General features: G+C 61.2%; 19 protein-coding genes. 10 read left to right on the forward strand and 9 right to left on the reverse strand.

Annotated features, from left to right (window positions below):
• Positions 1 to 386, reverse strand: a 386-nt coding sequence (locus tag VFI82_10760) for an LLM class flavin-dependent oxidoreductase (GenBank protein HET7185158.1), incomplete at its 3' end; no start/stop codon positions are given.
• A gap of 377 nt (positions 387 to 763) precedes the next feature.
• Here VFI82_10760 and hydA point away from each other — a divergent pair.
• Positions 764 to 2,155 carry a dihydropyrimidinase gene (gene hydA, locus VFI82_10765; GenBank protein HET7185159.1) on the forward strand — a complete coding sequence of 464 codons (1,392 nt, stop codon included), beginning with the start codon at positions 764 to 766 and terminating at the stop codon, positions 2,153 to 2,155.
• Between the two features lie 99 nt (positions 2,156 to 2,254).
• On the opposite strand, the gene VFI82_10770 is transcribed toward hydA, so the two are convergent.
• The gene (locus VFI82_10770; GenBank protein ID HET7185160.1) at positions 2,255 to 2,482 is read right to left on the reverse strand and encodes a hypothetical protein; all 228 of its coding nucleotides are present in this window, start codon (positions 2,480 to 2,482) and stop codon (positions 2,255 to 2,257) included.
• A 194-nt stretch (positions 2,483 to 2,676) separates the two neighbouring features.
• Here VFI82_10770 and VFI82_10775 point away from each other — a divergent pair, with 194 nt between their 5' ends.
• Together VFI82_10775 and VFI82_10780 are read left to right on the forward strand one after the other, a co-directional pair.
• Positions 2,677 to 3,750: an MlaD family protein gene (locus VFI82_10775; GenBank protein ID HET7185161.1), complete on the forward strand. Its 1,074-nt coding sequence runs from the start codon at positions 2,677 to 2,679 to the stop codon at positions 3,748 to 3,750.
• A gap of 111 nt (positions 3,751 to 3,861) precedes the next feature.
• The gene (locus VFI82_10780) at positions 3,862 to 5,928 is read left to right on the forward strand and encodes a M13 family metallopeptidase (GenBank protein ID HET7185162.1); all 2,067 of its coding nucleotides are present in this window, start codon (positions 3,862 to 3,864) and stop codon (positions 5,926 to 5,928) included.
• A 70-nt stretch (positions 5,929 to 5,998) separates the two neighbouring features.
• Here VFI82_10780 and VFI82_10785 read toward each other — a convergent pair whose 3' ends face one another.
• Positions 5,999 to 7,117 carry a peptidylprolyl isomerase gene (locus tag VFI82_10785; protein HET7185163.1) on the reverse strand — a complete coding sequence of 373 codons (1,119 nt, stop codon included), beginning with the start codon at positions 7,115 to 7,117 and terminating at the stop codon, positions 5,999 to 6,001.
• A 118-nt stretch (positions 7,118 to 7,235) separates the two neighbouring features.
• Between VFI82_10785 and VFI82_10790 the strand changes: the two genes are divergently transcribed.
• The 3 genes from VFI82_10790 to VFI82_10800 all read left to right on the forward strand — a co-directional run bounded on the left by VFI82_10790 (position 7,236) and on the right by VFI82_10800 (position 10,164).
• Positions 7,236 to 9,020: a hypothetical protein gene (locus VFI82_10790; GenBank protein ID HET7185164.1), complete on the forward strand. Its 1,785-nt coding sequence runs from the start codon at positions 7,236 to 7,238 to the stop codon at positions 9,018 to 9,020.
• A 190-nt stretch (positions 9,021 to 9,210) separates the two neighbouring features.
• The gene (locus VFI82_10795) at positions 9,211 to 9,600 is read left to right on the forward strand and encodes a DUF5818 domain-containing protein (protein HET7185165.1); all 390 of its coding nucleotides are present in this window, start codon (positions 9,211 to 9,213) and stop codon (positions 9,598 to 9,600) included.
• 87 nt (positions 9,601 to 9,687) lie between these two features.
• Positions 9,688 to 10,164 carry a DinB family protein gene (locus tag VFI82_10800; GenBank protein HET7185166.1) on the forward strand — a complete coding sequence of 159 codons (477 nt, stop codon included), beginning with the start codon at positions 9,688 to 9,690 and terminating at the stop codon, positions 10,162 to 10,164.
• Between the two features lie 41 nt (positions 10,165 to 10,205).
• Here the strand turns inward: VFI82_10800 and VFI82_10805 are convergent, their stop codons facing one another.
• From VFI82_10805 to VFI82_10815, 3 genes are read right to left on the reverse strand one after another with little or no spacing between them, the layout of a single operon-like run.
• Entirely contained in the window at positions 10,206 to 11,816 is a 1,611-nt protein-coding gene (locus VFI82_10805) for an AsmA family protein (protein HET7185167.1), read from the reverse strand.
• 49 nt (positions 11,817 to 11,865) lie between these two features.
• A complete protein-coding gene (locus VFI82_10810) occupies positions 11,866 to 12,816 on the reverse strand; it encodes a hypothetical protein (GenBank protein ID HET7185168.1) in 951 nt (316 codons plus the stop codon).
• Positions 12,817 to 12,821: 5 nt separating this feature from the next.
• Positions 12,822 to 13,244: a MerR family transcriptional regulator gene (locus VFI82_10815; protein ID HET7185169.1), complete on the reverse strand. Its 423-nt coding sequence runs from the start codon at positions 13,242 to 13,244 to the stop codon at positions 12,822 to 12,824.
• A gap of 158 nt (positions 13,245 to 13,402) precedes the next feature.
• On the opposite strand from VFI82_10815, the gene VFI82_10820 reads away from it, so the two are divergent.
• From VFI82_10820 to VFI82_10830, 3 genes are all read left to right on the forward strand, one after another.
• Positions 13,403 to 15,718, forward strand: coding sequence for an alkaline phosphatase family protein (locus VFI82_10820; GenBank protein ID HET7185170.1), 2,316 nt, complete (start codon positions 13,403 to 13,405; stop codon positions 15,716 to 15,718).
• A gap of 425 nt (positions 15,719 to 16,143) precedes the next feature.
• Positions 16,144 to 16,716, forward strand: a complete 573-nt coding sequence (locus VFI82_10825) for a DUF1572 family protein (GenBank protein HET7185171.1) — start codon at positions 16,144 to 16,146, stop codon at positions 16,714 to 16,716.
• Positions 16,717 to 16,822: 106 nt separating this feature from the next.
• Positions 16,823 to 18,142, forward strand: a complete 1,320-nt coding sequence (locus VFI82_10830) for an MFS transporter (protein HET7185172.1) — start codon at positions 16,823 to 16,825, stop codon at positions 18,140 to 18,142.
• Between the two features lie 97 nt (positions 18,143 to 18,239).
• Here VFI82_10830 and VFI82_10835 read toward each other — a convergent pair whose 3' ends face one another.
• The 3 genes from VFI82_10835 to VFI82_10845 are packed head-to-tail and all read right to left on the reverse strand — an operon-like array spanning position 18,240 to position 21,734.
• On the reverse strand, positions 18,240 to 18,971 hold the full coding sequence (locus tag VFI82_10835) for an amino acid racemase (protein HET7185173.1): 732 nt from the start codon (positions 18,969 to 18,971) through the stop codon (positions 18,240 to 18,242).
• Positions 18,968 to 19,135: a CPXCG motif-containing cysteine-rich protein gene (locus tag VFI82_10840; protein HET7185174.1), complete on the reverse strand. Its 168-nt coding sequence runs from the start codon at positions 19,133 to 19,135 to the stop codon at positions 18,968 to 18,970. Before VFI82_10840 ends, VFI82_10835 begins: the two co-directional genes overlap by 4 nt.
• 19 nt (positions 19,136 to 19,154) lie before the next feature.
• On the reverse strand, positions 19,155 to 21,734 hold the full coding sequence (locus VFI82_10845; protein ID HET7185175.1) for a M1 family aminopeptidase: 2,580 nt from the start codon (positions 21,732 to 21,734) through the stop codon (positions 19,155 to 19,157).
• Between VFI82_10845 and VFI82_10850 the strand changes: the two genes are divergently transcribed.
• On the forward strand, positions 21,700 to 22,799 hold a 1,100-nt coding region (locus tag VFI82_10850; GenBank protein HET7185176.1), incomplete at its 3' end, for a tetratricopeptide repeat protein. The two genes, VFI82_10845 and VFI82_10850, sit on opposite strands and share 35 nt — an antisense overlap.

The raw sequence follows: 22,799 nt of genomic DNA on the forward strand, positions 1-22,799 counted from the left end.
ATTTCCTTGCCGGAGGTCAACGCGCGAAACTGCTCAATCGCCTGCGCCAGTTCTTTTGGTGTGACCGGCTTTTTCCCCAGCACGCGTCGCGAACTGTCGCCGCGCCCGATGCCAAGCTGCATGCGGCGTCCGGAGATCAGATCGAGCGTCGCGAACAGGCTGGCGGTCACGGTAATGTCGCGCACGGCGGGATTGGTCACGCATGGCCCGATCTTCATTTTCCTGGTGTTGGCCGCCATCAGGGTCATCAGCGGGAAACACTCCATCCAGAGCACGTGCGAATCGAACATCCAGCCGTACTCGAAGCCGGCAGCCTCGGCCTGGCGCGTCAGGCCGACGATGCGCTCGACCGTCATGTCGGGCTTGAAGGTGATACCGAACTTCATCACAGCCCTCCCCTGCGGAAAACCCCTCAAGAGGCGCGGATTCTAGCACACAGTGTGGCATATGCGCTGTTCCAGCCCAACTGCGTAAGCCTCGGAAAACGCTTCCGAATAAACCCAGATTTAAAGACGCACCAACCCAGCGCGAGCGCAGCGAGCCCGGCATGCTTCGCCAGCCCAACGCGTGAGCGTTGGGTAGGGTCGCAAACCAAACCAGCCCGAGCGCACGCGAGGCCGACACGATGTTGGTGAGGCCGACAGCCCGAATCACTCTGCGATCAACATCAAGACATCCAACCGCGCGGCGGCGTCGCAATGTGGCGAAACCCTGTATTGGCGTTACAATGGCGCGCTGCAAGGACTAGACCGGAGACGCCCTCATGGCATTCGACACCATCATCGCCAACGGCACTATTGCCACTGCGGTAGATACCTGCAACGCTGATATCGGCATCAGCGACGGCAAAATTTCCGCCATCGCCGCCTCGCTGCCGCGCGAGCAGGGCAAGAAGATCATCGACGCCAAAGGCAAGTACGTTTTCCCCGGCGGTATTGATGTCCACACCCATCTCGATATGCCCTTCGGCGGCACCACCAGTTCCGACGACTTTGATACCGGCACGCGCGCCGCGCTCTTTGGCGGCACCACCACGCTGATTGACTTCGCCATCCAGGGTAAGGGCCAGAGCCTCCACCAGGCATTCGACACGTGGATGAAGAAAGCCGACGGCAAGGCCAACTGCGATTACGGATTCCACTGCATCATCACCGACCTGCCCGACGCCTGCGTTGACGAAATGGGAGTGATGGTGCGCGAGGGGGTGCCGACATTCAAGCTGTTCATGGCCTATCCCGGCGTGCTGATGCTCGACGACGGCAGCATCTTCAAAGCGCTGCGCGCGACCGCAAAAAACGGCGGCATGGTTTGCATGCACGCGGAAAACGGCAGCGCTATCGACGTCATCGTCAAGCAGGCGCTGGCGGAGGGCAAAACCGCGCCCAAATATCACGCCCTCACTCGCCCCACCACTGCCGAAGCAGAGGCCGTCAGCCGCGCGGTAGCGTTGTCGGAGATGGCGGGCGCGCCGCTCTACATCGTGCACCTCAGTTGCAACGACGCGCTCGAGAAAGTTCGCGAGGCACGCGATCGCGGACTGCCGGTATACGCCGAGACCTGCCCGCAATACCTCTATCTCTCCCTGGAAAATTTCGACGCTCCCGGCTTTGAAGGGGCGAAGTACGTGTTCACTCCGCCGCTGCGCGAAAAATGGCACCTGGAAAAACTCTGGGAAGGCTTGAAGCACGATCATCTGCAAGTGGTCTCCACCGACCACTGCCCGTTCTGCTTCAAGGAGCAGAAGGAACTCGGCAAGGATGACTTCACCAAGATTCCCAACGGCGGGCCCGGCATCGAGCACCGCATGAGCCTGGTGTACTCCGGCGGCGTGGCCGGCGGACGCTTCAACGTGAACCGTTTCGTGGAACTGGTCTCCACTACGCCGGCCAAACTGTTCGGCCTTTACCCGCGCAAGGGAGCGATCGCGGTGGGCAGCGATGCCGACCTGGTCATCTTCGACCCCAAGCGCAAGCACACCATCAGCGCCACGACGCACCACATGCGGGTGGATTACAGCATGTTCGAAGGGATCACCGTGACCGGCATGCCGGAGTTGGTGATGTCACGCGGGCGCGTGGTCGTGGAGGGTGATCAATTCCACGGCAAGGCAGGCGCCGGGAATTTCATGAAGCGCTCCGCTTACTCAGGCGTGTAGAAAAAGCAGCTATAGATTTCAAGGATGACAGATCGGAAGAAGATCGGTCAGTCTCTGCGATCGCGCCCAGGGACTGACCGACTGTGGCAGTCTTTCTTTTCAGTGCTGGTGGTACTCATATTCCCGGTAGAGCGTGTACACCAGGTGAGCAGTCGCGCCGGCGACTTTTTCCTGGTACTCGGTATCGACAATCTGGATTCGGCCGTGCTGTTGTTCCGCGATGCGTTCGGCCTCTTCCTTGCTGTCGGCATCGCCCTTGTAATCGCGCCATCCGCCCGCGGCAGCGGCCGGATCAAATGCAAACACTAGAAAACGTTTCAGTGCCATAGTTCCCTGCCTATTGAACTGCGCACAGGATTTTAGCAGGTCTTTCGCTTCCATTCCCGCCTCATTCGCCGGCAGTCACGGTGTTGGCGCGCATTGCCGAACTCGCGAAGCGCGGCGAGTTCCGACAGGATTTTTCCTTGACCCTTCTGCTATCATTGCCAACTTCCCGACACGGGGAACGCTACGGGGGAGACTTGCCTAGCCAGCGACAGGTCAGATGGGCGCAGTTGCGCGTCGGTTTGGTAGTCATCTTCGCCAGTATCACCCTCATTGTTCTGGTCTTCCTGATGACCGGACCGAGCGGCCTGTTCACCAAGAAAATTGTAGTCAGCACTTTTTTCAATAACGCCGGCGGATTGCGTGTGGGTGCCCCGGTACGTCTGGAAGGCGTCGACGTCGGCAACGTTAACGCCATCACCGTTGTCCCCAGTCACGGCCTGACCCCGGTCCAAGTGAGGATGAAACTGAGCACCCGCTTTCCGGGGGCGCTCAAGAAGGACTCGGTCGCCAGCCTTTCCACCGCAGGCGTGCTGGGTGAGACCTTTGTCGACATCGACAGCCGCGGCGCCACCGGCCCGCCCGCGCAGAACGGCGACACGCTGACCGGGAAAGCAAGCTCGCAATTGCAGGACGTGGTGCAAGCCAGCCAGAGCACTCTCGAGAACGTGGACGTCTTGGTTCGCCGCGTCGATCGCATCCTGACCCAGATTGAGAGCGGAAACGGGTCTATCGGCAAGCTGATTTACGACGAGAAGCTCTACGAGCGCCTCAATACCACGCTCACGGAAGTGCAAAGCATGGTCACGCAGATCAGCCAGGGCCGGGGCAGCGTGGGCAAGCTGATTGCCAGCGACGAGCTTTACAACAAGGCTACCGGCGCCATCGACAACCTGAACAAGGTCATCGACGAGATCAACAGCGGCCAAGGCACCATCGGCAAGTTCATCAAGGATCCCTCGCTGTACAACAATGCCAATGCCACCATCGCGAAGGCCAATGCGCTCATGGCCGACATCAACGCGGGCAAGGGCGCGCTCGGCAAGTTCGCGCAGGACCCCGAGTTTGCGCGCAAGCTCGATAACACCATGACCAAACTGTCCTCCATTGCCGACAAGGTCGATTCCGACAAGGGCACTGCCGGGCTCCTGCTCACCGATCCCAAGGTCTACAACAACACCGACCAGATGCTTTTGGAGACACGCAACCTGGTGAAGGCCATCCGCGAGAACCCAAAGAAGTACCTGACCATCCACTTTAAAGTTTTCTAGGCCCTTGTTGTGCCAGGATTGTTCTTCCCGTCGGAGCTCGTCCCTTCCTGCTTGAGCCCTGCGGCTCGCGCCTGTACACTCATTCGTTTTGTGATTCGACCTGAGGACCCTATGCGTACTTTTTCTATCGTCGCCATTTGCCTGCTGCTCATCTCCTGTTCCTTCGCGCAAACCAGAACACCGGCGAACCCGGCCGGGCTCAGCCTCCCCGCCGACCTGCCCAACATCCCGGTGTTCGACCTCAGCGCCATGGACAAGTCCGTCGACGCGTGCGTGGATTTCTATAAGTACGCCTGCGGCGGGTGGATGAAGAAGAATCCCGTTCCGCCTGACCAGGCCATCTGGGGCCGCTTCAGCGAACTGCAGGAACGCAATCGCGACGTCCTGCATGCCATCCTGGAATTTGCCGCCAAGCCTGATCCCAAGCGGAATGCGGTGATGCAGAAGATCGGCGATTTTTATGCCTCCTGCATGGACGAGCAGAAGGCGAACGCCGCCGGCAGCAAGCCGCTGCAACCCGTTTTCGATCGCATCGACAAGATCAGCAGCCGCGAGGACCTCGTCAAGACCATGGCCTACCTGCATGTCCTCGGGGTAAATGCCGCATTCCGCTTCGGTCCCGAAGCCGACCTGCACCACTCGACGATGCAGATTGCCGCCGTGCACCAGGGCGGTCTCGGGCTGCCGGATCGCGACTACTATCTCAAGGACGATGCCAAGTCAGTCGAACAGCGCGAGAAATATGTCGGGCATATAGCCAGGATCTTTGAGCTGCTCGGCGACAATGGGCAAACCGCCGCCGCCAAAGCCAAAACCGTGATGACCATCGAGACGGCGCTGGCCCAAGCCGCCATGGACCGGGTCGCGTTTCGCAACCCCGAAAACCGCGATCATCCGATGACGCAGCAGCAATTGGCGGAACTGGCGCCGGGGCTGGATTTCAATCAGTACTTCACCGCCACGGGCGCGCCGGCTATCAGCAAGGTGAACGTGGTAGCGCCCGATTTCTTCAAGGCGCTGAACGGTCAGATTGACTCCGTGCCGCTGAATGACTGGAAGACCTACTTGCGCTGGCACCTGGTTCACACCTACGCTCCATGGCTCTCGGCGCCGTTCGTCGAGGAAAACTTCCGCTTTTACAACCAGTACCTGGAAGGCCAGAAAGAACAACAACCCCGGTGGAAGCGGTGCGTTCGCCTCACCGACAGCCGGCTCGGGGAAGCTCTGGGACAGCCTTACGTGGACCTGACCTTCGGCGTGGAAGGCAAGCAGCACACGCTGAAGATGGTGACCGAGATCGAGAAAGCGATGGGCGAAGATCTTCAGTCGCTGTCCTGGATGACGCCGGAAACCAGGAAAGCCGCCGCCGTCAAGCTGGCTGCGATCACCAACAAGATCGGCTATCCCGACAACTGGCGCGATTACTCCATGCTGCAAATCGTTCGCGGCGACTTTCTCACTGACCTGGAGCGCGCCGACCAGTTCGAACGGATGCGGCAGCTGAATAAAATCGGCAAACCGACGGACAAGCTGGAATGGGGAATGTCACCGCCCACGGTCAATGCGTATTACAACCCGCCGCAGAACAACATCAATTTCCCGGCGGGAATCCTTCAGCCGCCGTTCTACGACAACAAAATGGACGATGCGGTCAACTTCGGCGCCATCGGGGCCGTCATCGGTCACGAACTTACGCACGGCTTCGACGACCAAGGGAGCAAGTACGATGGGGGCGGAGACCTGCGGAACTGGTGGACCCCCACCGACAAGGCGGAATTTGAGAAGAGAACGTCGTGCATCTCCGATGAGTACGACCAGTTCGTCGCGGTCGATGATGTCCACCTGAAGGGACGATTGACGCTAGGCGAAAACACGGCCGATAACGGCGGCCTCCGCATTTCGCTGATGGCTCTGCACAACAAGATGAAAGAGGAAAATCAGCCCCCCAAGCAGATTGACGGCTTCACTCCCGACCAGCGCTTCTTCATCTCGTTCGCACAGGTGTGGTGCCAGAACGTGACCCCGGAGCAGTCGCGCCTGCGCGCGCTCACCGATCCCCATTCGCCGGGACAGTACCGTGTCAAGGGGGTCGTCTCCAACATGCCGGAGTTCCAGAAGACCTGGGGCTGCAACCCCGGCCAGCCCATGGTCCGGGAAAATGCTTGCCGTGTGTGGTGAGGTGCAACGGCCCATCACCCCAATTAAAAGGCCTGGTTGGGCCAGGCCTTTGCTGAAAACTTAGGCCCTCTCAGAAGATGCCGAGCTTCTTTTTCCGCTTTAACTTTTCTTTCGCGCCGGGCGTGTCGGAGGCGACGATCACGGGCTGCGTCTGGTTCGGGCTAGCCCCGGAATCCACAAATCCCGGCTTAATGTCGATGAATGCATTTTCGCGCAGCTTGGTTAGGTATTCGCGCAATGCGGGCTGCAGCTTCTGGTAGTAGATCGCCTCCTGGATGTTGGGCTCGACGGTTTTCAGCGGGGGCACGCCCGCCGCCGTGTGCTCGGTCACTTTCAAAATGACGAATCCCTGCTTCGTGCGGATGACGTCGGTCACGTCACCAGGTTTCATGGCGAACGTCCGGTCTTCCAACTCCTTGGCCATGGTGCCGCGCTTGAATTCGCCCAAATCGCCGCCCTGCGCTGCCGACGGACCTTGCGACAATTTCTTGGCGACGTCTTCAAATTTTTCCCCGGCCTTGATCGCCGCCAGCGCTTCCTGGGCTTTTTTCTGCGCGGCTTCGAGTTGCTGCGCGTCCGGCGGCGCCGGGTTGTTCTTGTCCACGCTGGGCTGCTGCGTGGAAATCAGAATTTCGCTCAGCCGGACGGTTTCCGGTCTCTGGAAGTCCTTCTGATGCTCGTCGTAAAACTTCTTGATCTCCTCCGGCATGACCTGCACGTGGGAGCCCACTTCCCGCTGGATCACCTGCTGCGTGACGATCTGGTTTTTCAGGTTCTGCTTGAAATCCTCGTAGGAGACGCCCTGGGCCTCGGCCGCCTTCTGCAGCGCTTCCATGCTATCCAGGTTCATGTTCTTACGAATTTCGTCGAGACGCTTGATGACCTCGGTGTCGCCGGAAATGCCGAGGTCCTGCGCCTTCTGCACCAGCAACTGCTGGTCAATTACATCGCGGAGAATGTTCTTGTCGTTCTTCTTGACTTCCTCATCCGCCGCGGCGCCGGTCCCCATTTTTTCATGGACCTCCTGCACCATCTGCTCCCGGCTCTTGATCAACTCCGAACGGGTAATAATGGCGCTGTTGACGCGCGCGATGATTTCCTCGATGACGGAATCAGCGGCAAATGCGGCGGCGCAGGCCAGGCACAACCCGGCCAGCAGGACGGCGGACTTCTGGAAGATGCTTCTCATGGCAAAATGGCAACCTACTCTGGTTCTTCGGGACTGTATTTGAATTTTACATGGACGAGGCGGCCGCGGGCCAGCGCCGGACGGCGTTTTGTTATTCTTTATCTCTTCGAGGTTGCTCATGAAAATCTTCCTCATCGTCGGGGCGCTGCTGCTCGCCTCCTTCTCCGCCTCCGCTGCCGCGCAAGAGGCAAGCCAGAAAATTCCCGATCTCACGCAACTTGACCGCATGGCTGCACGCTTTGCGAGTACACCGCTGCGAGTGGAGATCTCGCGCCTGTCGTCCGGCGACCGGCAAGCGCTCGTCAAGTTGATCCAGGCGGCGCGCATTCTCAATTCCATCTTCATGAACCAGCTTTGGAGCGGCGACCTCGCCCTTTACCAGAAGCTGCAGACAGACAAGACTGCTCTCGGGCAAGCACGCCTGCACTACTTCTGGATCAACAAGGGACCGTGGTCCGACCTCGATGAGTTCCGCGCTTTCGTCCCCGGTGTTCCGGCACGCAAGCCGCTCGGCAGCAACTTCTACCCGCCCAATCTGACCAAGACGGCCTTTGAAGACTGGCTGGCGACGCTTCCGCCAGAGCAGCAGGAAGCAGCCAAAGGATTTTTCACCGTCATCCGCCAGCAGGGCGCAAAGCTGGGCTTGGTTCCGTACAGCCAGGAGTACCGTTCCGACTTGGAAAAATGCGCCGCGCTCCTCCGCGAGGCCGCCGCGCTGACCGATAACGCCTCGTTAAAGCGCTTCCTGAGCACGCGCGCCGACGCTTTCCTCTCCAACGATTATTACGAAAGCGACGTGGCGTGGATGGACCTGGACGCGCCGCTCGACATCACGTTCGGGCCCTACGAGACTTACAACGACGAGCTTTTCGGTTACAAGGCCGCCTTTGAGGCCTATATCAACCTTCGTGACGACGCTGAATCCTCCAAGCTCTCCGCCTTCGCGGGTGCGCTGCAAACCGTCGAAAACAATCTTCCTGAGGATCCGCAGTACCGCAATCCCAAGTTGGGTCCCGGCGCTCCCATCCGCGTGGTGAACGAAATCATCGCCAGCGGAGACGGCGCCCACGGCATTCAAACCGCCGCCTACAACTTGCCGAACGACGAGCGCGTGGTTGCGCAGAAAGGCTCCAAGCGCGTCATGCTGAAAAACGTGCAGGAAGCCAAGTTCCGCACCGTGCTGATTCCCATCGCTTCGCGGCTGTTGGTTGACCGCGAGCGCGCCGACGTCAGCTTCGAGCAGTTCTTCACCCATATCCTCTGCCATGAACTGATGCACGGCCTGGGCCCGCACCAGATCACCGTAGACGGCCAGGCTTCCAACCCGCGCTTGCAGCTGAAAGAGCTATACAGCGCCATCGAGGAGGCGAAGGCCGATGCCACAGGACTGTGGGCGCTGCAATTCATGATGGACCATGCCAAGGAGTTGAACCTGACCGGCGTTCTGCGCTCTGGACCGGCAGCCGAGCGCCAGCTCTACACTACGTTCCTGGCATCAGCGTTTCGCTCGCTACGTTTCGGTTCCGGCGACGCTCATGGCAAGGGGATGGCAATGCAGTTTAACTACCTGGTCGACCATGGCGGCTTCGCGCAGCAGCCGGACCGAACCTTCGCCGTCGATTTCAACAAGATCAAGGACGCGGTCCGCGACCTCACCCATGACCTGCTCACGGTCGAGGCCACCGGCGACTATGCCGGCGCGCAGAAGATGCTGGCGCTCGCCGTCATCCGCCCCAACGTCGCGCAGCAGTTGGCCCGGCTCTCCAATGTCCCGGTGGATATTGAGCCCATCTTCACCACCGCCGACGAGCTGGCGCCGGAACCAGGCAAGCAGGTGAAACCAGTTACCAAGCACAAAGGCAAGTCGTCGAACTCGAGCCGTAAACCTCGGGCACAGCAATAACGTGCGCTGACTGAGAGCTTCGACTCCGCTAAGTGATTGATTATCTGTGATAAGCGGAAAAACGCAGACCACCCCCCGCCAGCTGCCTGCGTCCAAGTAGCGGGAACAAGTCGCGTGCGGGAAGGCGAGATGCCGCCCTCCGAACCAGGGGTCCCCACCTCGACTGTTATTCCAATTTCGGAGGCTAATCATGAAACTGAAAATAGCAACCGGGCTGATGGCCCTGCTGATTTTTGCGTGCGCAGTTGCGGTAGCAAAATCGGATGATAACGACAACGAAGGCAAAGCCCGCACCCTGGCCGGCTGCCTGCAAAAGGGCGACGGCGCCAACGAGTTTGTGCTCACCGCGAAAGACGGTAGCACGTGGGAGCTGCGCAGCGACAACGTTGACCTGGCGCCGCACGTCGGGCATACCGTCAAGATCACCGGAACCGCATCGCGCGCTCATGCCAAGGCGCACGAGATGAAAGAAAAGACCAAGACCGAGATGCAGGAACACGGCATGGACAAGAACGCAACCGAGCATGGCCACCTGAAGGTCACCAACCTCAGCATGGTCAGCGAAAGCTGCAAGCCCTGAACCACTTGCGAAACCCAAAGGCCGCCCTCGGGCGGCCTTTGATTTTTTGGCGACTCGTAGCGAGTAACATGACCGGGGGGTGCGGCAATGAACAGCGATAAATCCCTTCGTCATTGGCTGGCGTGGCTGCTCGACGGGAAGGACGCACACGCCTCGTTCGATGACGCCGTCCGCGGCTTTCCGCCGAAGTTGCGCGGCGCAAAAGCCGAGAACCTGCCGCATACCGCTTGGCAACTGCTGGAACACATGCGGATCGCGCTGCATGACATCCTTGATTTCAGCATCAATCCTGAATACAAATCCCTCGCCTGGCCGGACAAGTACTGGCCGAAGAGCGCAACTCCTCCGGCGGGAGCTTGGAACAAAAGCGTGCGCCAGTATCGCGCCGACCTGGCAGCGATGCGCGAGCTGGTAATGAGCCCCAAGACCGACCTGCACGTGGCCATACCGTGGGGTGACGGTCAGACCATTCTGCGCGAAGCGCTGCTCATTGCCGACCACAACTCCTACCACCTCGGGCAGTTGATCCTGGTGCGCAAGGCGTTAGGCGCTTGGAAGGGGTGAGCTGGACACGGTTGCAATTCCGGAGCAGTCGCTGTCCCCGCTTATGGCTTTTTCTTTTTCTGGAAGAAGCCGCCGAGAATTCCGCCAATGCCGCTCTGCACGCCCTGCGCGGGCGCGGTTACCGTGTTGCCAATAAAGCCGCCCACGTCCGGCACGAAGATCGGGTTTTGCGTCGTGCCCTGGATGTAGAAAGGGATAGCCTTGTTGGTCTGGCCCAGGCCCGCGACTTTCTGCAGGCCCCCGACTAGGCTGGCGTTGCTGTTGAGCCTGGCGGTCATCTTGAAGTTCAGCGCGTTGGCATTGGAGAGCGTGCCGGCGCCGGTAACGGTGCCGAGTTCCGGCACGATGATGGTGAGCGAGTCGGCGCGAATGCCTTCGGGCGCGATGCGCAGGCGCGAGTTCATGGCTTGAATGGTGGTATCGGGGCTGCTGCGGATACCGGCGAGCGAGGCAATCGCCGACATCTTCGAGCCGAGATTGAAATTGGCGAGCTTGACGTTGGCCAGGTCGAGCGTGCCGGTGGTGACCAGCTTGTCGAGCGCGCCGTCGATGGCCAGGTTCGCCGTGACCGATCCGCCCTGCAGCGACGAGCCCGCGGGCAGCGCAACCCCGAGCGCGGGCAGAAGCCCGGCAACTTCGGTAATGGGCAGGTTCTGCCCGGTAAGCTTCATGTGAACGACGGTGTCTTCGCCGCGCCTCTGGTAATTGCCGCTGATAACGGTAACGGCGCTCCCGGTCTGCACTTCCCCGCGGGAGAGCGAACCTGCCAGGCGCTTCAAGTCGTATTCCGATGTATAGCTGAGCATGACCGGCTGGCGAGCCGGCGTGCCGGACTTAACCACGCGCAGGTCATGCGCCTTGGCGCTGCCTTCGCTTTTCAGGAATTTGCCGTCGGAGGAGATTGTGCCGGTGTAATCCATCACCCCGGCAAGACCGGAATCGGCAGCCAGAAAGCCGGTGCGTGACAGGTCCATGCTGGTGATGGACACGGAGGCTTGCAGCGGCGTGCGCGAGGCATCGGTGCGGTCGATCGGTCCGGCGTTGCCGTCCACTTTCAGCTTCCCGCCGCCCGGAGTGGCCGCTTCCAGCGTGAAAGGAATTGGCGATGCGTAGGAGATATTGCTGGCATCGACCGTGACGTCGTCATAGGTGAGCGGCTTCCTGCCGCCGGCAGCAACCGAGACCCGCCCGTGCACGACGCGCAGTTTCTGCACGGAAAAATTGGCGGCCGTGCTCGGGGATGTGCTGGCGGTCGAAGTCTTGGCTGCGCCAATCGTGGAGAAGTTCCATTTGCCGGAGTTGTTCTGAATCAGCGCAACCTCAGGATTGACGACGGTAATGGAGTGGATATTGAGCGTGCGCGAGAAGATGAGCGCCGCCAGGTCCACTCCCACATCGAGCGATTTGGCGCCCAGGAAAGGCTTGGAGCTGAAGGCGGGATCGTCGGCGATGGTGATATTTTCCGCGGAGACGCCGCCCGCCATCAGCGAGAGCGAGATGTGCCCGATCGTGACCTCGCGCGCAAGCGCGCTATGGAGTTCCGTCTGGATGCGCGGTCGGAAGGAATCCGCGTCGAAAAACAGCGGCAGTGCGACCGCAATGATGACGAGCAGACCGAGCAAAAGCCCGATGACGAGGAGAGCGCGCTTCATGGCGTGAAGCTTACCTCTGAGCAGCGCGCGAGGCTAGAGGGAAGAAAGATTACTTGCGCGCCAGGGATTGCATGTCGGCGTCGTTGGCGGGGAGGAAGTAGCCGACCACGATGGCCATGCCCTCGGCATTGGCCTGGCGCGGGTTGCCATACTTGGCCTGCACCGCAACCTCATCGCCTTTTTTCAGGGGAAAGCCGCCGCGGTCCAAAAATACCACCACCGGCATGGACTGGATATGACCTTCACCGTCGAGCGTGGAATCCAACTTCGCGATCGATTGCTTCTGGGTTTCGTCGGAGAGCACAAGCTGCTCACCGTAGTCATGCATATGGCCGCCGACGCCAAGCAGCCGGCCGGAAAAATTCACCGCAATTTCGGCGTTCATGGTCATGCCGCCGCTAACGATCGGGAAGCTGGAGTCGCCGCACTGCTTGACGTCAAACCAGGCCGGGTAAACGCTCTTCAGCGACGCCGTTTCTGGCTGATATTCCATGCGCACCACCAGCCACGCGCTCGGATAATCCTGCCCCGTAGGGTTGTGAAACATGGTGGTCACGCGGATGCGATCGCCTTTGTGCACGCGGTAGCCAAAACCGGGCAGCGCCGGCCAGTCGTTCATCTCGCCGCCGGCGCCGAAAATGTGCTCCTCTTTGTTGGGACAAAGAAAATCGGAGCGGCGCGTGTTCCAGAAGGCAACGTGATGCAGCATGCGTCCCGGAAGTTTGTTGCCGGCATCGTCCACCAGCGCAGGATGGTAGGCGGTAATCCATCCGTCGAACGGAATGGTGAGGAACTGGGGCAGAGGCTGATGGGTGGCGGTGTGATCGGTGTGCGCGGGCAGATACAACGGCCCCAGCTTCGCCGTGATCTCGCGCTTGTCGGTGTCGGAACTGAGGGACAGCATGGCGTGCGAAACCCTGGGCATGGCATGGTGCTCATGCTGCGCCGCCGCAGAGGTGGTTAGCGCCGCCACAAAAAGGAGACCGATGGTTCGCTTCACGTTCATCAGGCGTGGGTCGTCCGAGCCCGTTTTGCGCTCTTGGTAAGGATAGACAAAATTTCCTGCAATCCCTGCCGCACTCGTCTCAATCCATCGGTCGGGGCCCGCCGAGGAAATGGCAGCCCGACCTGGCCCTTGACTGCCTTGGCCTCCGTCCGCAATTGCTGCCGGGCGCCGGCAATGGTGAAACCGTGATCGTAGAGCAGGGCTTTGATGCGCAGCACATTTTCCAGGTCACGCTGCCGGTACATGCGCTGGCCGGTACTGCTCTTGATCGGCTTGAGCTGGGGGAATTCAGTCTCCCAGAACCGCAGCACGTACGCCGGCAAGCGGCAAAGCCGCGAAACCTCTCCAATACGGAAGTAGAGTTTGTCGGGGATGAGCACCTCTTCGCCCCGCTTCTTGCCCGCTGATTTTGCTGTCGCCATCTGCCCTCTTTTTGTGATTGCTGGTGGTAATAGGGTTGCTCGCCCCTGGCTCACCGGGTATCAGCCTGCGTTTTCTAGCACGATGCAGCCCCCAGGACAACTCCTCTGTTCAGCTTGGCCTCAAATTCAGCAGGCACGATGCTAGGTGAGGTGTAATCTTGGTACCCGGTCTTGGGGCTCCGCAGCGGTTTCTCTTCGTTTCAATCGTAATCCTGACCTTAATTCTGCTCAACGCCTGCGGCGGCACTACCTCCACCGCCGGCGGCGCTACGCCGGGCGGAGGAACGGCAAACGTCACGGTGCAACTGCAGGCTTCGCCGGCATCGGTTCCGGTAGGCCAATCGACCACGCTTACTTGGAGCACGACGAATGCAAGCGCGGTTTCGCTGACGCCGGGGGGAAGCGCCAACATGCCCCTGGCGGGCAACCTGAAGGTCTCGCCCACGACGACGACAACCTACACTATCACCGCGATGGGCACGCACGGTGATACTGCCACGGCGACGGCGACGGTCATCGTAACACCGGCTCCGGTGATGCCCACCATCACCATCACCGCGACTCCGGCCACGATCGCGGCGGGCCAGTTCAGCACGCTGGCCTGGCAAAGCACGGCGGCCACGTCGGTGACGATAACGCCCGCGCCTCCAGCGAACGACGGCCAGCAGACCGCGCTCAGCGGCAGCGCCGCGGTTGTGCCGACCGCAACCACCACCTATACCGCAACCGCGACCGGCCCGGGCGGTACCGCGACCGCCACCGTCGTTGTGACCGTGCAACAGGGGGTTCCGACCGTCACACTGTCGGCCTCCCCGACGTCCATCATTGCCGGGCAGAAATCGACCTTGACCTGGAGCAGCCAGAACGCCACCAAGCTTTCCATCGATAACGGAGTCGGCAGCGTGGCCGCACCGTCCGGGACGGTGGATGTCTCGCCGGGGGCCACCACTACCTACACCATCACCGCGACCGGGCCAGGAGGCTCAAGCAATGCGACCGCGACGGTCACAGTGCAGCAGCAACTCGGCGTAACGCTGAGCGCAAACCCAAAGAGCATCGCCGCCGGCCAGGGTTCGACCCTCACTTGGACGTCGCAGGCGGCGACGTCGGTGGACATTCAGCCGGGAGTGGGCCCCGTCAACTTGAACGGCTCGCTCACTGTCAAGCCGACACAAACCACCACTTACACCGCGACCGCGCACGACGCCGGCGGCAACACCAAAACAGCGACCGCAACCGTGACCCTGGTGCCGGGTGGCTCGCTGCAGTCCTCCATCAAGCACATCATTTTCTTCGTGCAGGAGAACCGGTCGTTCGACAACTACTTCGGATTCCTCGGACCGTACAAGGCGAGCAAGGGCTTGGCCAATGACGTCGACGGCATGCCCTCCAATGCAGTTCAGATAGACCGTAATGGAGTCGCGGTTCACCCCTACCACTACCAGACCACGTGCGTCGAAAACACCAGCCCATCGTGGAACCCGAGCTGGGACGACTGGGACAACGGGAAGATGGATCGTTTCGTCAATGTCACCGAGCTTCCGTCGTCCATTGACCCCGACTACCACCGCGCCATGGGCTACTACAACCAGGACGACCTGCCGTACTACTACGAACTGGCGGCTCAGTTCGCCACCAGCGACCGCTTCTTCGAGTCGACCATGGCCGGGACCATTCCCAATCGCATGTACCTGTTCACGGGAACATCGTTCGGGCACATCTATCCGGACACGCCGCCCTCCGGCGGTTTCCAGCAGAAGACGATTTTCCGCGCCCTCACCGACGCTGGCGTGAACTGGCGTTACTACTACCTGGACAACAGCATTTTCCTGGCACAGTTCGCCGACTGGCAGGATCCGGCGATCCGCGGTCACGTGTTTAACATCAGCGACTGGTTCAGCACGCTGGCTGATCCCGCCGCCGACGATAAGCTGCCGGCGGTGGTCTTCATCGAGCGCCCATCGAGCACCGGCCTCGACGAGCACCCCGACAACAACACTCAGGCAGGCGCGGCGAAGGCAGCCCAAGTCATCAATGCGTTGCTGAACAGCGCGGCGTGGAAGTCCTCGGTGTTCATCCACACTTACGACGAGTACGGCGGGTTGTTCGATCACGTGCCCATTCAGAGCGCGCCCGCGCCCGACAACATCGCTCCCATCTGCACGCCCGGGTTCGACGCGCAATGCTTGCCGGGGGACTTCGCACATACCGGGTTCCGGATTCCGCTGATCGTGATCTCGCCATGGGTGAAGGCGCATTTCGTGTCGCACACGGTACGGGACACGACGTCCATTCTGAAGCTGATCGAGACACGCTTCGGCTTGTCGCCGCTCACCGCGCGCGACGCCTGGGCCGACGACATGGTGGAGTTCTTTGACTTTACGAATCCGGCGTGGCAAACCCCGCCCTCACTGCCGGCGCAGCCGACAAACCAGACTTGTGACTTCGGCGCGGAACTGAACGGACAACACTGAACGTTGCGAGTTGTGGCGAGTCTTGAGCGACGATCCGTCGCTCCGGACTTGCCACCCGTGCCGCGTGCCAAGATTGCAAACCCGCCGATGACCACTATTTCCATTGACTTGGATGGCTACTGACCGCAATATCTGAAAACAGAGTTACCAGCCACACCATGCATGACGTGGCTGAAGGGTCTCCGGGCTCTGCAACAAAGGGAGAAAACGTTCCAATAGGAGGAACCGCAACATGCCGATGAAGAAGAAAAAGGCAGCTAAGAAAGCGAAAAAGCACTAACGCGAGACACTCGCGTTTCACAGGGCTCCTAAATAACAGCAATGGGCTTCCGCCATCGGAAGCCCCTTCTCGTTGCCGGCGGGAAATCGAACCCGCGCCGCTATTCCTCCTGATAGCTCAACGGCGCGCCGACTACAATAACGGAATGTCCATTGCTGCCGCCTACCTCGATGAAGCCCGACGTTCGCTGCGCGGGCACAAGCGACTCGCGGAGGGCGCAATCGCGCAGCTTCGCGACCAGGAATTGTTCTACCAGCCCGATCCGGAATCCAACAGCGTCGCCGTGATCGTCAAGCACATTGCCGGGAACATGCGCTCGCGGCTCAGCGACTTCCTGACCACCGATGGTGAGAAGCCCGACCGGCATCGCGACCAGGAATTTGAAATGTCGAGCGGCGCCACGCGCGCCGATCTGATGGAGATGTGGGAAAGAAGCTGGAAGATCGCATTCGACACCATCGCCTCGCTCAAGCCGGAAGATCTGGAACGAACGGTGACCATTCGCGGGGAGCCGCTCACCGCATTGCAGGCGCTGCATCGGGCGGTGGCGCATTATGCCTACCACGTGGGACAGATTGTTTTCCTGGCGAAGCACATTCGCGGCGCCGAGTGGAAAACCTTGAGCATCGCGCGCGGCCAGTCGGAGCAGGTCAACGCCGCCAAGGTTACGGGAAAGCCGGCCCGCGCCGAACCGGAGAAGTCGGGTCAGAGAAATTGAAGCGAGTTGCCGTGCGCCCAGCCGGACCCAAGGACGCCGCTAGCGCGATTTATCGTTTAGTCTGAGCCTGCAGCTACCGCTGTTTGCCGTCTTCTTATTCTCCACCTTGTCCAGCGACCGAGAGACCGCCCTGGAATTCAGCGCTGCCGCGCCCGAGCGCGTCTCTCCGCGCGCGTACGGGCGCCTGCTGCGTGGCAATCGCAACTTCCGCCGGCTGTGGATGGCGCAGATTGTCAGCGAGCTGGGTGACTGGTTCTACACCGTCACGCTGTACACACTGCTTCTGCAATTCACCGGGCGCGCGCAGTCGGTGGGACTGGCGCTGGCGCTGCAAGTGTTGCCACAAGCGCTGGTCGGCCCCTGCGCTGGGGTGGTGAACGACCGTACCCGCCGCAAGCGCGTAATGATCACCGCCGACATCGTGCGCGCCGTCATCGTGCTTTCGATGTTGCTGGTACGCTCGCGCTCCACCGTGTGGCTGGTTTATCCGCTGCTGGTGTTGGAGACGATTTTCGCGGCCCTCTTCGAACCGGCGCGTAATTCCGTGATCCCCAACCTGGTCGGCCGCGGCGAAGTGGTGGTCGCCAACACGCTGTCGTCGATTACCTGGTCCTTCAACCTGGCGATTGGCGCATCGCTGGGCGGCATTGTCGCGGTGTTTCTCGGCCGTGATGCGGTATTCATTCTCAATGCGCTGACATTTGTCGGCTCTGCGCTGCTGATCGGAAGCATGAAATTTGACGAGCCGCACGTTGCCGGTCTCCCGCCTTTGCGGGCGCGTGAGATCGTAAACTTCTCACCCATGCTCGAAGGATTGCGTTACCTGCAGGACCGGCCGCGGCTGCTGGCCACGGTGTTGGTGAAAGGCGGGCTGGGACTGATGATCGGCGCCACCTGGGTCATCTACACCATCCTTGGGCAGCGTGACTTCGCCGTGCACCTGCGCAACACCGCCGGACAACGAGGCGCCGTGCTCGGCATGAGCCTGCTGATCGGGGCCCGCGGGATCGGAGCATTGCTCGGACCGCTGCTCGGCGCCAACTGGGCCGGGCAGCACGACCAACGGTTGCGGAGCGGAATTTTGTTCGGTTTCCTGGCGGCTGCCTGCGGCGTGGGATCGATTGCTGTCGCACCGACGATTCGGTTCGCGCTCCTATCGGTGATCATCGCCCACTTCGGCGGTTCGATCATCTGGACATTTTCGACCACCCTGCTGCAGCTCCACACTGACGATCAGTATCGCGGGCGCGTGTTCTCGGCCGATCTCGGGCTTTGTATGGCGGTCATTTCCATCACCGCCTGGAGCGCTTCCACGGCGATTGACGCCGCGGTGAACGTACGCTTTCTTGCCGCCTGCACCGGCGCCGTGCTCCTGCTACCGGCCGCAGCGTGGGCACTGGCACAGCGGCTGTGGAGGAAACAGTGACAGCAGCTCGTCGGGATGTGTTACGACTACGTCGTCAGTGTCCAGTCAAGTTTCCTTCTCAACTTCGCTGGAGCTGGACTGACCTGCTGCTGGCGGACTAAGCATCGGCCAAGCTCGTTCTAGCCACTTTCTCTTGCGTGGCACGGCGGAGGGCAGCGCGCGCCAGCAGGCGCGTGGAATCCAGCGAAGGCAGCGGCGAATTGGCATCGTTTATCAGCAGCGGTATTTCGGTGCAGCCGAGCACCACCGCGTCGCAGCCGCGCCGCTTCAGGTTTTCGATGACCTCCTGCAGATCCTTGAGCGCCTCGGCGGTGAATTGGCCGCGCACCAGTTCGTCAAAGATGATGGTGTTGATCCGTTCGCGCTCCGTCTCCTGCGGCCGCAGCCAGCCGAGGCCGCGCTTCTCCAGTTCCTCGGGATAGACGCTGCTTTCCACCAGGTACCTGGTTCCGGTGATGCCCAGTTGCCGGAAGCCGCGCGCCACCGCTTCGTCGCCGACCGCCCCGGCAATGTGGATCCAGGGTAGCGGCGAGCGCGGCCGCACCAGCGGCATCACGCGGTGAATGGTGTTGTCGGGACAGATCAGGAAATCGGCGCCGCATTTCGCCAGCTTGGCGGCGGAGGAAAGCATCAGTTCCGCCACCCCGGGCCAGTTGTCAGCCTCAACACAACGCATGTACTCGGCGAGGGAGTGCGTGTGCATGGAGATCTCAGGGTGGTCATGCCGTCCCATTACCTGCTCGGCTTCGGCACAAAGGGTGCGATAGCAAAGAGCCGCTCCCTCGGCGCTGCAGGCAACAATGCCAATGTGTTCGGCTCGATTCGTCATTCCAGTTCCGCCTCGATTCTCCATTCCTCGCCGTCATATTCCACGCGCAACACGTTGGGCTTGCAGCACACCTGGCAATCCTCCACGTACTGCTGGCGCCGGCCCATGGATACGTCGACCGAGGTCTCGTTCCATTGGCCACAGCCCGCGCATTGAAATCCCACGATGGCGATTTTCCGGTCCTTATCTCTTCAGCACGGTGTCGTACGGATCCAGCACCACGTTCCTGGTTCCGGCGGGCGCTGGCAGCCGGAAGCGTGTCTCGTGGCCATCGGCGAAGACCCGCCCCAGCAGCACCTGGCGTCCGGAGACGTTGCCGTACACCGGCACCGAGGTCACAAGCTCGTCGGGCGCTTCCTTCTGCAGTATTTTTCCCGTGACCAGGGCGCCGGCGCCGCGGCGGATGGTCCTGACATCCGATAATTCCAGCCGCGGAATCACGGTGCCGTTAATCCAGCTCGTAAGAAACCAATCGAGCGACTGCGCTCCCTCGTAGCGCAGCGAGTCGGGCATTTCTTCTTCCATGACACGCAGGAAATCGCCGGTGGACATCTCTTTTTCCTGGAAACGTTCGCGCAGCTTTTTCAGCCCGCGCAGGAAAGGCTCATCGTTGTCCTTGGCGCCGTCTCTCATCATGGTGCGCAACATGTGCATGAGCCATACGCCGCGGCCGTAGCTGACCACGTCGAAGCCGTTGGGAAAATGCGACGACGAGAGTCGCAAGCCGAGCGTCACCGGCCCGGCTTCCGCGAACTCCTCACCTTCAGCGTTCTTTGCCAGCAAATCGGCGCGATTCTGGCGCAGTACCTGCTTGCAATAATCGGGACGTTCTTTTTCCAGCTGGAGGATCGCGGAGTAGCTTGCGAGCGCCTCGACCAGCCACTGGTCGCGGTAGCTCTTCCAGCCGACCAGGTCGCCCCACCACTGATGCGCGGTCTCGTGCGCTTGCATGAAGCCGCCGAACATCAGCATGCCGGACGCTTTTAGGCGCGTCAGCGCCAGCTCCTCCGGCGACAAAAACGCGTAGCTGGAGAGAAAAACCAGCCCCGGCCAACTTTGGCTGTTGGGGCCTGGCATCTGCGAAAGGATGAGCGAACTGTAGGGAGACGGTCCGAAATTGCGCGCGTAGTAGTCCATCTCGTGCGCCGACCGTTGCGCCACCACCGCTGCATTACTGGCCGGCTCGGGAGCGGCCCGCGGTGTGAGCACAACCGGCGGCGTGGTCCCCGGACGGTTTGGCAGCGGCTCCGGAACCACCACCGCTTGCTGCGGCAAAGGAAAAGCACGCTCCATACCGGACGCAGCAAAGGCTTCCACCAGGACCTGATCCTCTGTCCTGGCGCTCGCCATCGAGTATCGTCCGAGGTTGAATCCGGCCACCGGCATCGGGCGTTCGGAGACATAGTGCGCGACCTGTTCGCTACCGACGCGCTGCTGCGACAGGCGCTTGCCGGTCGCTACCAGCGTCCATTCTTCAGGATAGCGGAACTCCAGGTCGTAATCGGCCATCACCAAGCCGCGATTGGGATACCAGACGCCGCGCGCGCCGACGTACACCAGTCCGCCGCCCGCGTCGGACATCACGTTTCCTGCATACGAGAACTTCAGCTTCAGCCTGCGGCCTGGTCGCAACGGTTCCGGGAAGACCACCGCGACCACGTCGTTGCCGCGGCGAGCCAGCGCGCTGCCCTCGATCGCTTCGTTCTGGAGGAACTCTACCGCTTTGCCGTCCGCCTCGACCGAGGTAACCTTGAGGTAGCGCGAAAGTTCAAAAAATTCGACCCGCTGTCCGGCTTCCCGGACTTCCACATCGAGCGATGCATCCGCCGATACGGCGTGCGGCGGCTCGACCTTGGCCTTGACTGTGTACTTCGCGATGCGCAACGTTGCCCTGCTGCGGTTTTCTTCGCCAGAGGCACTCCTGGCCGACCTCGCTGGAAATGAGCACAGCACGTCGTAGTAGCCAATGCCGTCGACATAACTCAACTTCAGCACCACGATCTGTTCGGATACCAGGGTGTCAAAGTAAACGTCGAAAATGCCGAGATTGATGCCGTTGAGTCGGGCACGAAACAGGCGATCGGAGGCTGGCGCGCCCTGGTTCAAATAGGTGGCCATCAGGCGAAGCGCATCGGCTTCGGCAAGGGAGCGCGCGACCTTGTCATACTTGTCGATGAACGGTTGCGGATCTTCCTCCGCGCGCAGGTAAGGCTTAAGTTCTTCGGCAGTTTGGTCGTTGAAGCGAAAGTAGGCGCTGTTGAACTTCTCCTCCAGCACCGCCGCGCCGGTGAACAATGCCAGCGACCCGCGCTCGGCCTGGTCAGGCGGAAAAAGCAGCACCTCGCCCTCTCCTTCAAAAAACGCGCCGGTAACCCGGCCGTCCACGGCGCGCACGAAGGCGATGGTGCCGTCCTCGAGGGTCAGGTGCAGGTCTTCCCGCTGGATGGCGGCCCCGCGCACGTTGTACACCGCGGCCGGATCCAATCCCACTTCGCGCAGCCGGCGGTAGAGCGCACCCGCTGGGCCCGGCCCTGGCGCGGATTCCTTGGAGGTTGTAGGAGCCGGGGGAGCCGGTGTTGCCGGCTGGGGAGCGTTCGCGCCAGTCTGCGCCCAGGCGACGCACGACAGCAGGCACAAAAGTCCCAGCACCGTCGTGGTTACCGGCCACGTGCCGCGGAAAGGAGCAATGCTAAAATTCGCCAACGTGCGAGTTCCCTGGATCTGCGCCATGATCGCGTGTTCGGCCTTCGCGACAGCGGACACCATTTACCTGAAAAACGGCCGCACCATTTTGGCCGACAAGGTCTCAGAAAACGGACCTCGTATCTATTATGAGGTCGGCGAGGATGCCTACGCCATTCCCAAGAGCATCGTCGACCACATCGAGGCGGGCGGCGCCCCTCCTCCGCGCTCCCCATCGCGGCCCGTCCCAGCGCCCGCCGACGTTCCCAACGTTGCTGCCAGCATGGCCGGCAGCGATGCAGTCGCGCTGAAGATCATCAAGGACGGCCGCGTAGATTCGGAGGCGCTGGCCGCTCTCGAGCGCGCGGCCGACGCGCAGCAGGCGGCCGCCGGTTTTTTTATCGCGGGACGTCACGAGTACGAGCGCGGGGACCGCGAGCGCGCCCGCTACTACCTGGATCGCGCGCTCACCTACGCTCCACAGAATGAAACCATCCTGACCAGCTATGCTGCGGTGCTCATTCAGCTCGGGCGCGCGGTTGACGCCATCTCCATCGCCGATCGGGCAACGCGCGCCGCTCCCAATTCCGCTGACGCCTGGACGATCCTCGGGTTCGCCGACTACAGCGCCGATCGCCTGCCGCAGGCAGTGCTGGCCTGGAAGCGCTCCCTCGCCTTGCGCCCCGACGAAAATGTCCGCAGTTATCTTGACCGCGCCCAGCGTGAACTGGCGGCGGAAGCCGAGTTCACCCAGACCGATACCGGCCACTTCAGCATTCATTACGAAGGCGCGACCACGTCCTCGGGGCTTCGCCAGCAGGTGCAGGCCTCGCTGGAGACCAGTTATTCCGACCTGGTGCGCGATCTCGGTATCTCGCCGCGCCAGAACATTTCGGTCTCGCTCTACACCAACCAGGCGTTCTTTGACGTAACCGAAGCGCCATCTTGGATCGGAGCGCTGAACGACGGCAAGCTGCGCATTCCCATCCAGGGGCTGACGGGGGTGACGCCCGAGCTGTCGCGCGTGCTGAAGCACGAGCTGGCGCACTCCTTCATCAATCAGGTTTCGCGCCGACGCTGCCCGCAGTGGCTGAATGAAGGCATTGCGCAACTGGTCGAGCCCAAACAGCTCGGTCCGACGCGCGG

It is taken from the genome of Terriglobales bacterium (genome assembly GCA_035691485.1).
Lineage (GTDB): Bacteria > Acidobacteriota > Terriglobia > Terriglobales > Acidobacteriaceae > JAIQGF01.

Bases quoted from the DNA above. Each gene is read 5' to 3' on its own strand.
- VFI82_10800 (HET7185166.1), top strand. From the start codon at position 9,688: ATGAACAGCGATAAATCCCTTCGTCATTGGCTGGCGTGGCTGCTCGAC.
- VFI82_10805 (HET7185167.1), bottom strand. From the start codon at position 11,816: ATGAAGCGCGCTCTCCTCGTCATCGGGCTTTTGCTCGGTCTGCTCGTC.
- VFI82_10795 (HET7185165.1), top strand. From the start codon at position 9,211: ATGAAACTGAAAATAGCAACCGGGCTGATGGCCCTGCTGATTTTTGCG.
- VFI82_10785 (HET7185163.1), bottom strand. From the start codon at position 7,117: ATGAGAAGCATCTTCCAGAAGTCCGCCGTCCTGCTGGCCGGGTTGTGC.
- hydA (HET7185159.1), top strand. From the start codon at position 764: ATGGCATTCGACACCATCATCGCCAACGGCACTATTGCCACTGCGGTA.
- VFI82_10815 (HET7185169.1), bottom strand. From the start codon at position 13,244: ATGGCGACAGCAAAATCAGCGGGCAAGAAGCGGGGCGAAGAGGTGCTC.
- VFI82_10825 (HET7185171.1), top strand. From the start codon at position 16,144: ATGTCCATTGCTGCCGCCTACCTCGATGAAGCCCGACGTTCGCTGCGC.
- VFI82_10835 (HET7185173.1), bottom strand. From the start codon at position 18,971: ATGACGAATCGAGCCGAACACATTGGCATTGTTGCCTGCAGCGCCGAG.
- VFI82_10780 (HET7185162.1), top strand. From the start codon at position 3,862: ATGCGTACTTTTTCTATCGTCGCCATTTGCCTGCTGCTCATCTCCTGT.
- VFI82_10770 (HET7185160.1), bottom strand. From the start codon at position 2,482: ATGGCACTGAAACGTTTTCTAGTGTTTGCATTTGATCCGGCCGCTGCC.
- VFI82_10790 (HET7185164.1), top strand. From the start codon at position 7,236: ATGAAAATCTTCCTCATCGTCGGGGCGCTGCTGCTCGCCTCCTTCTCC.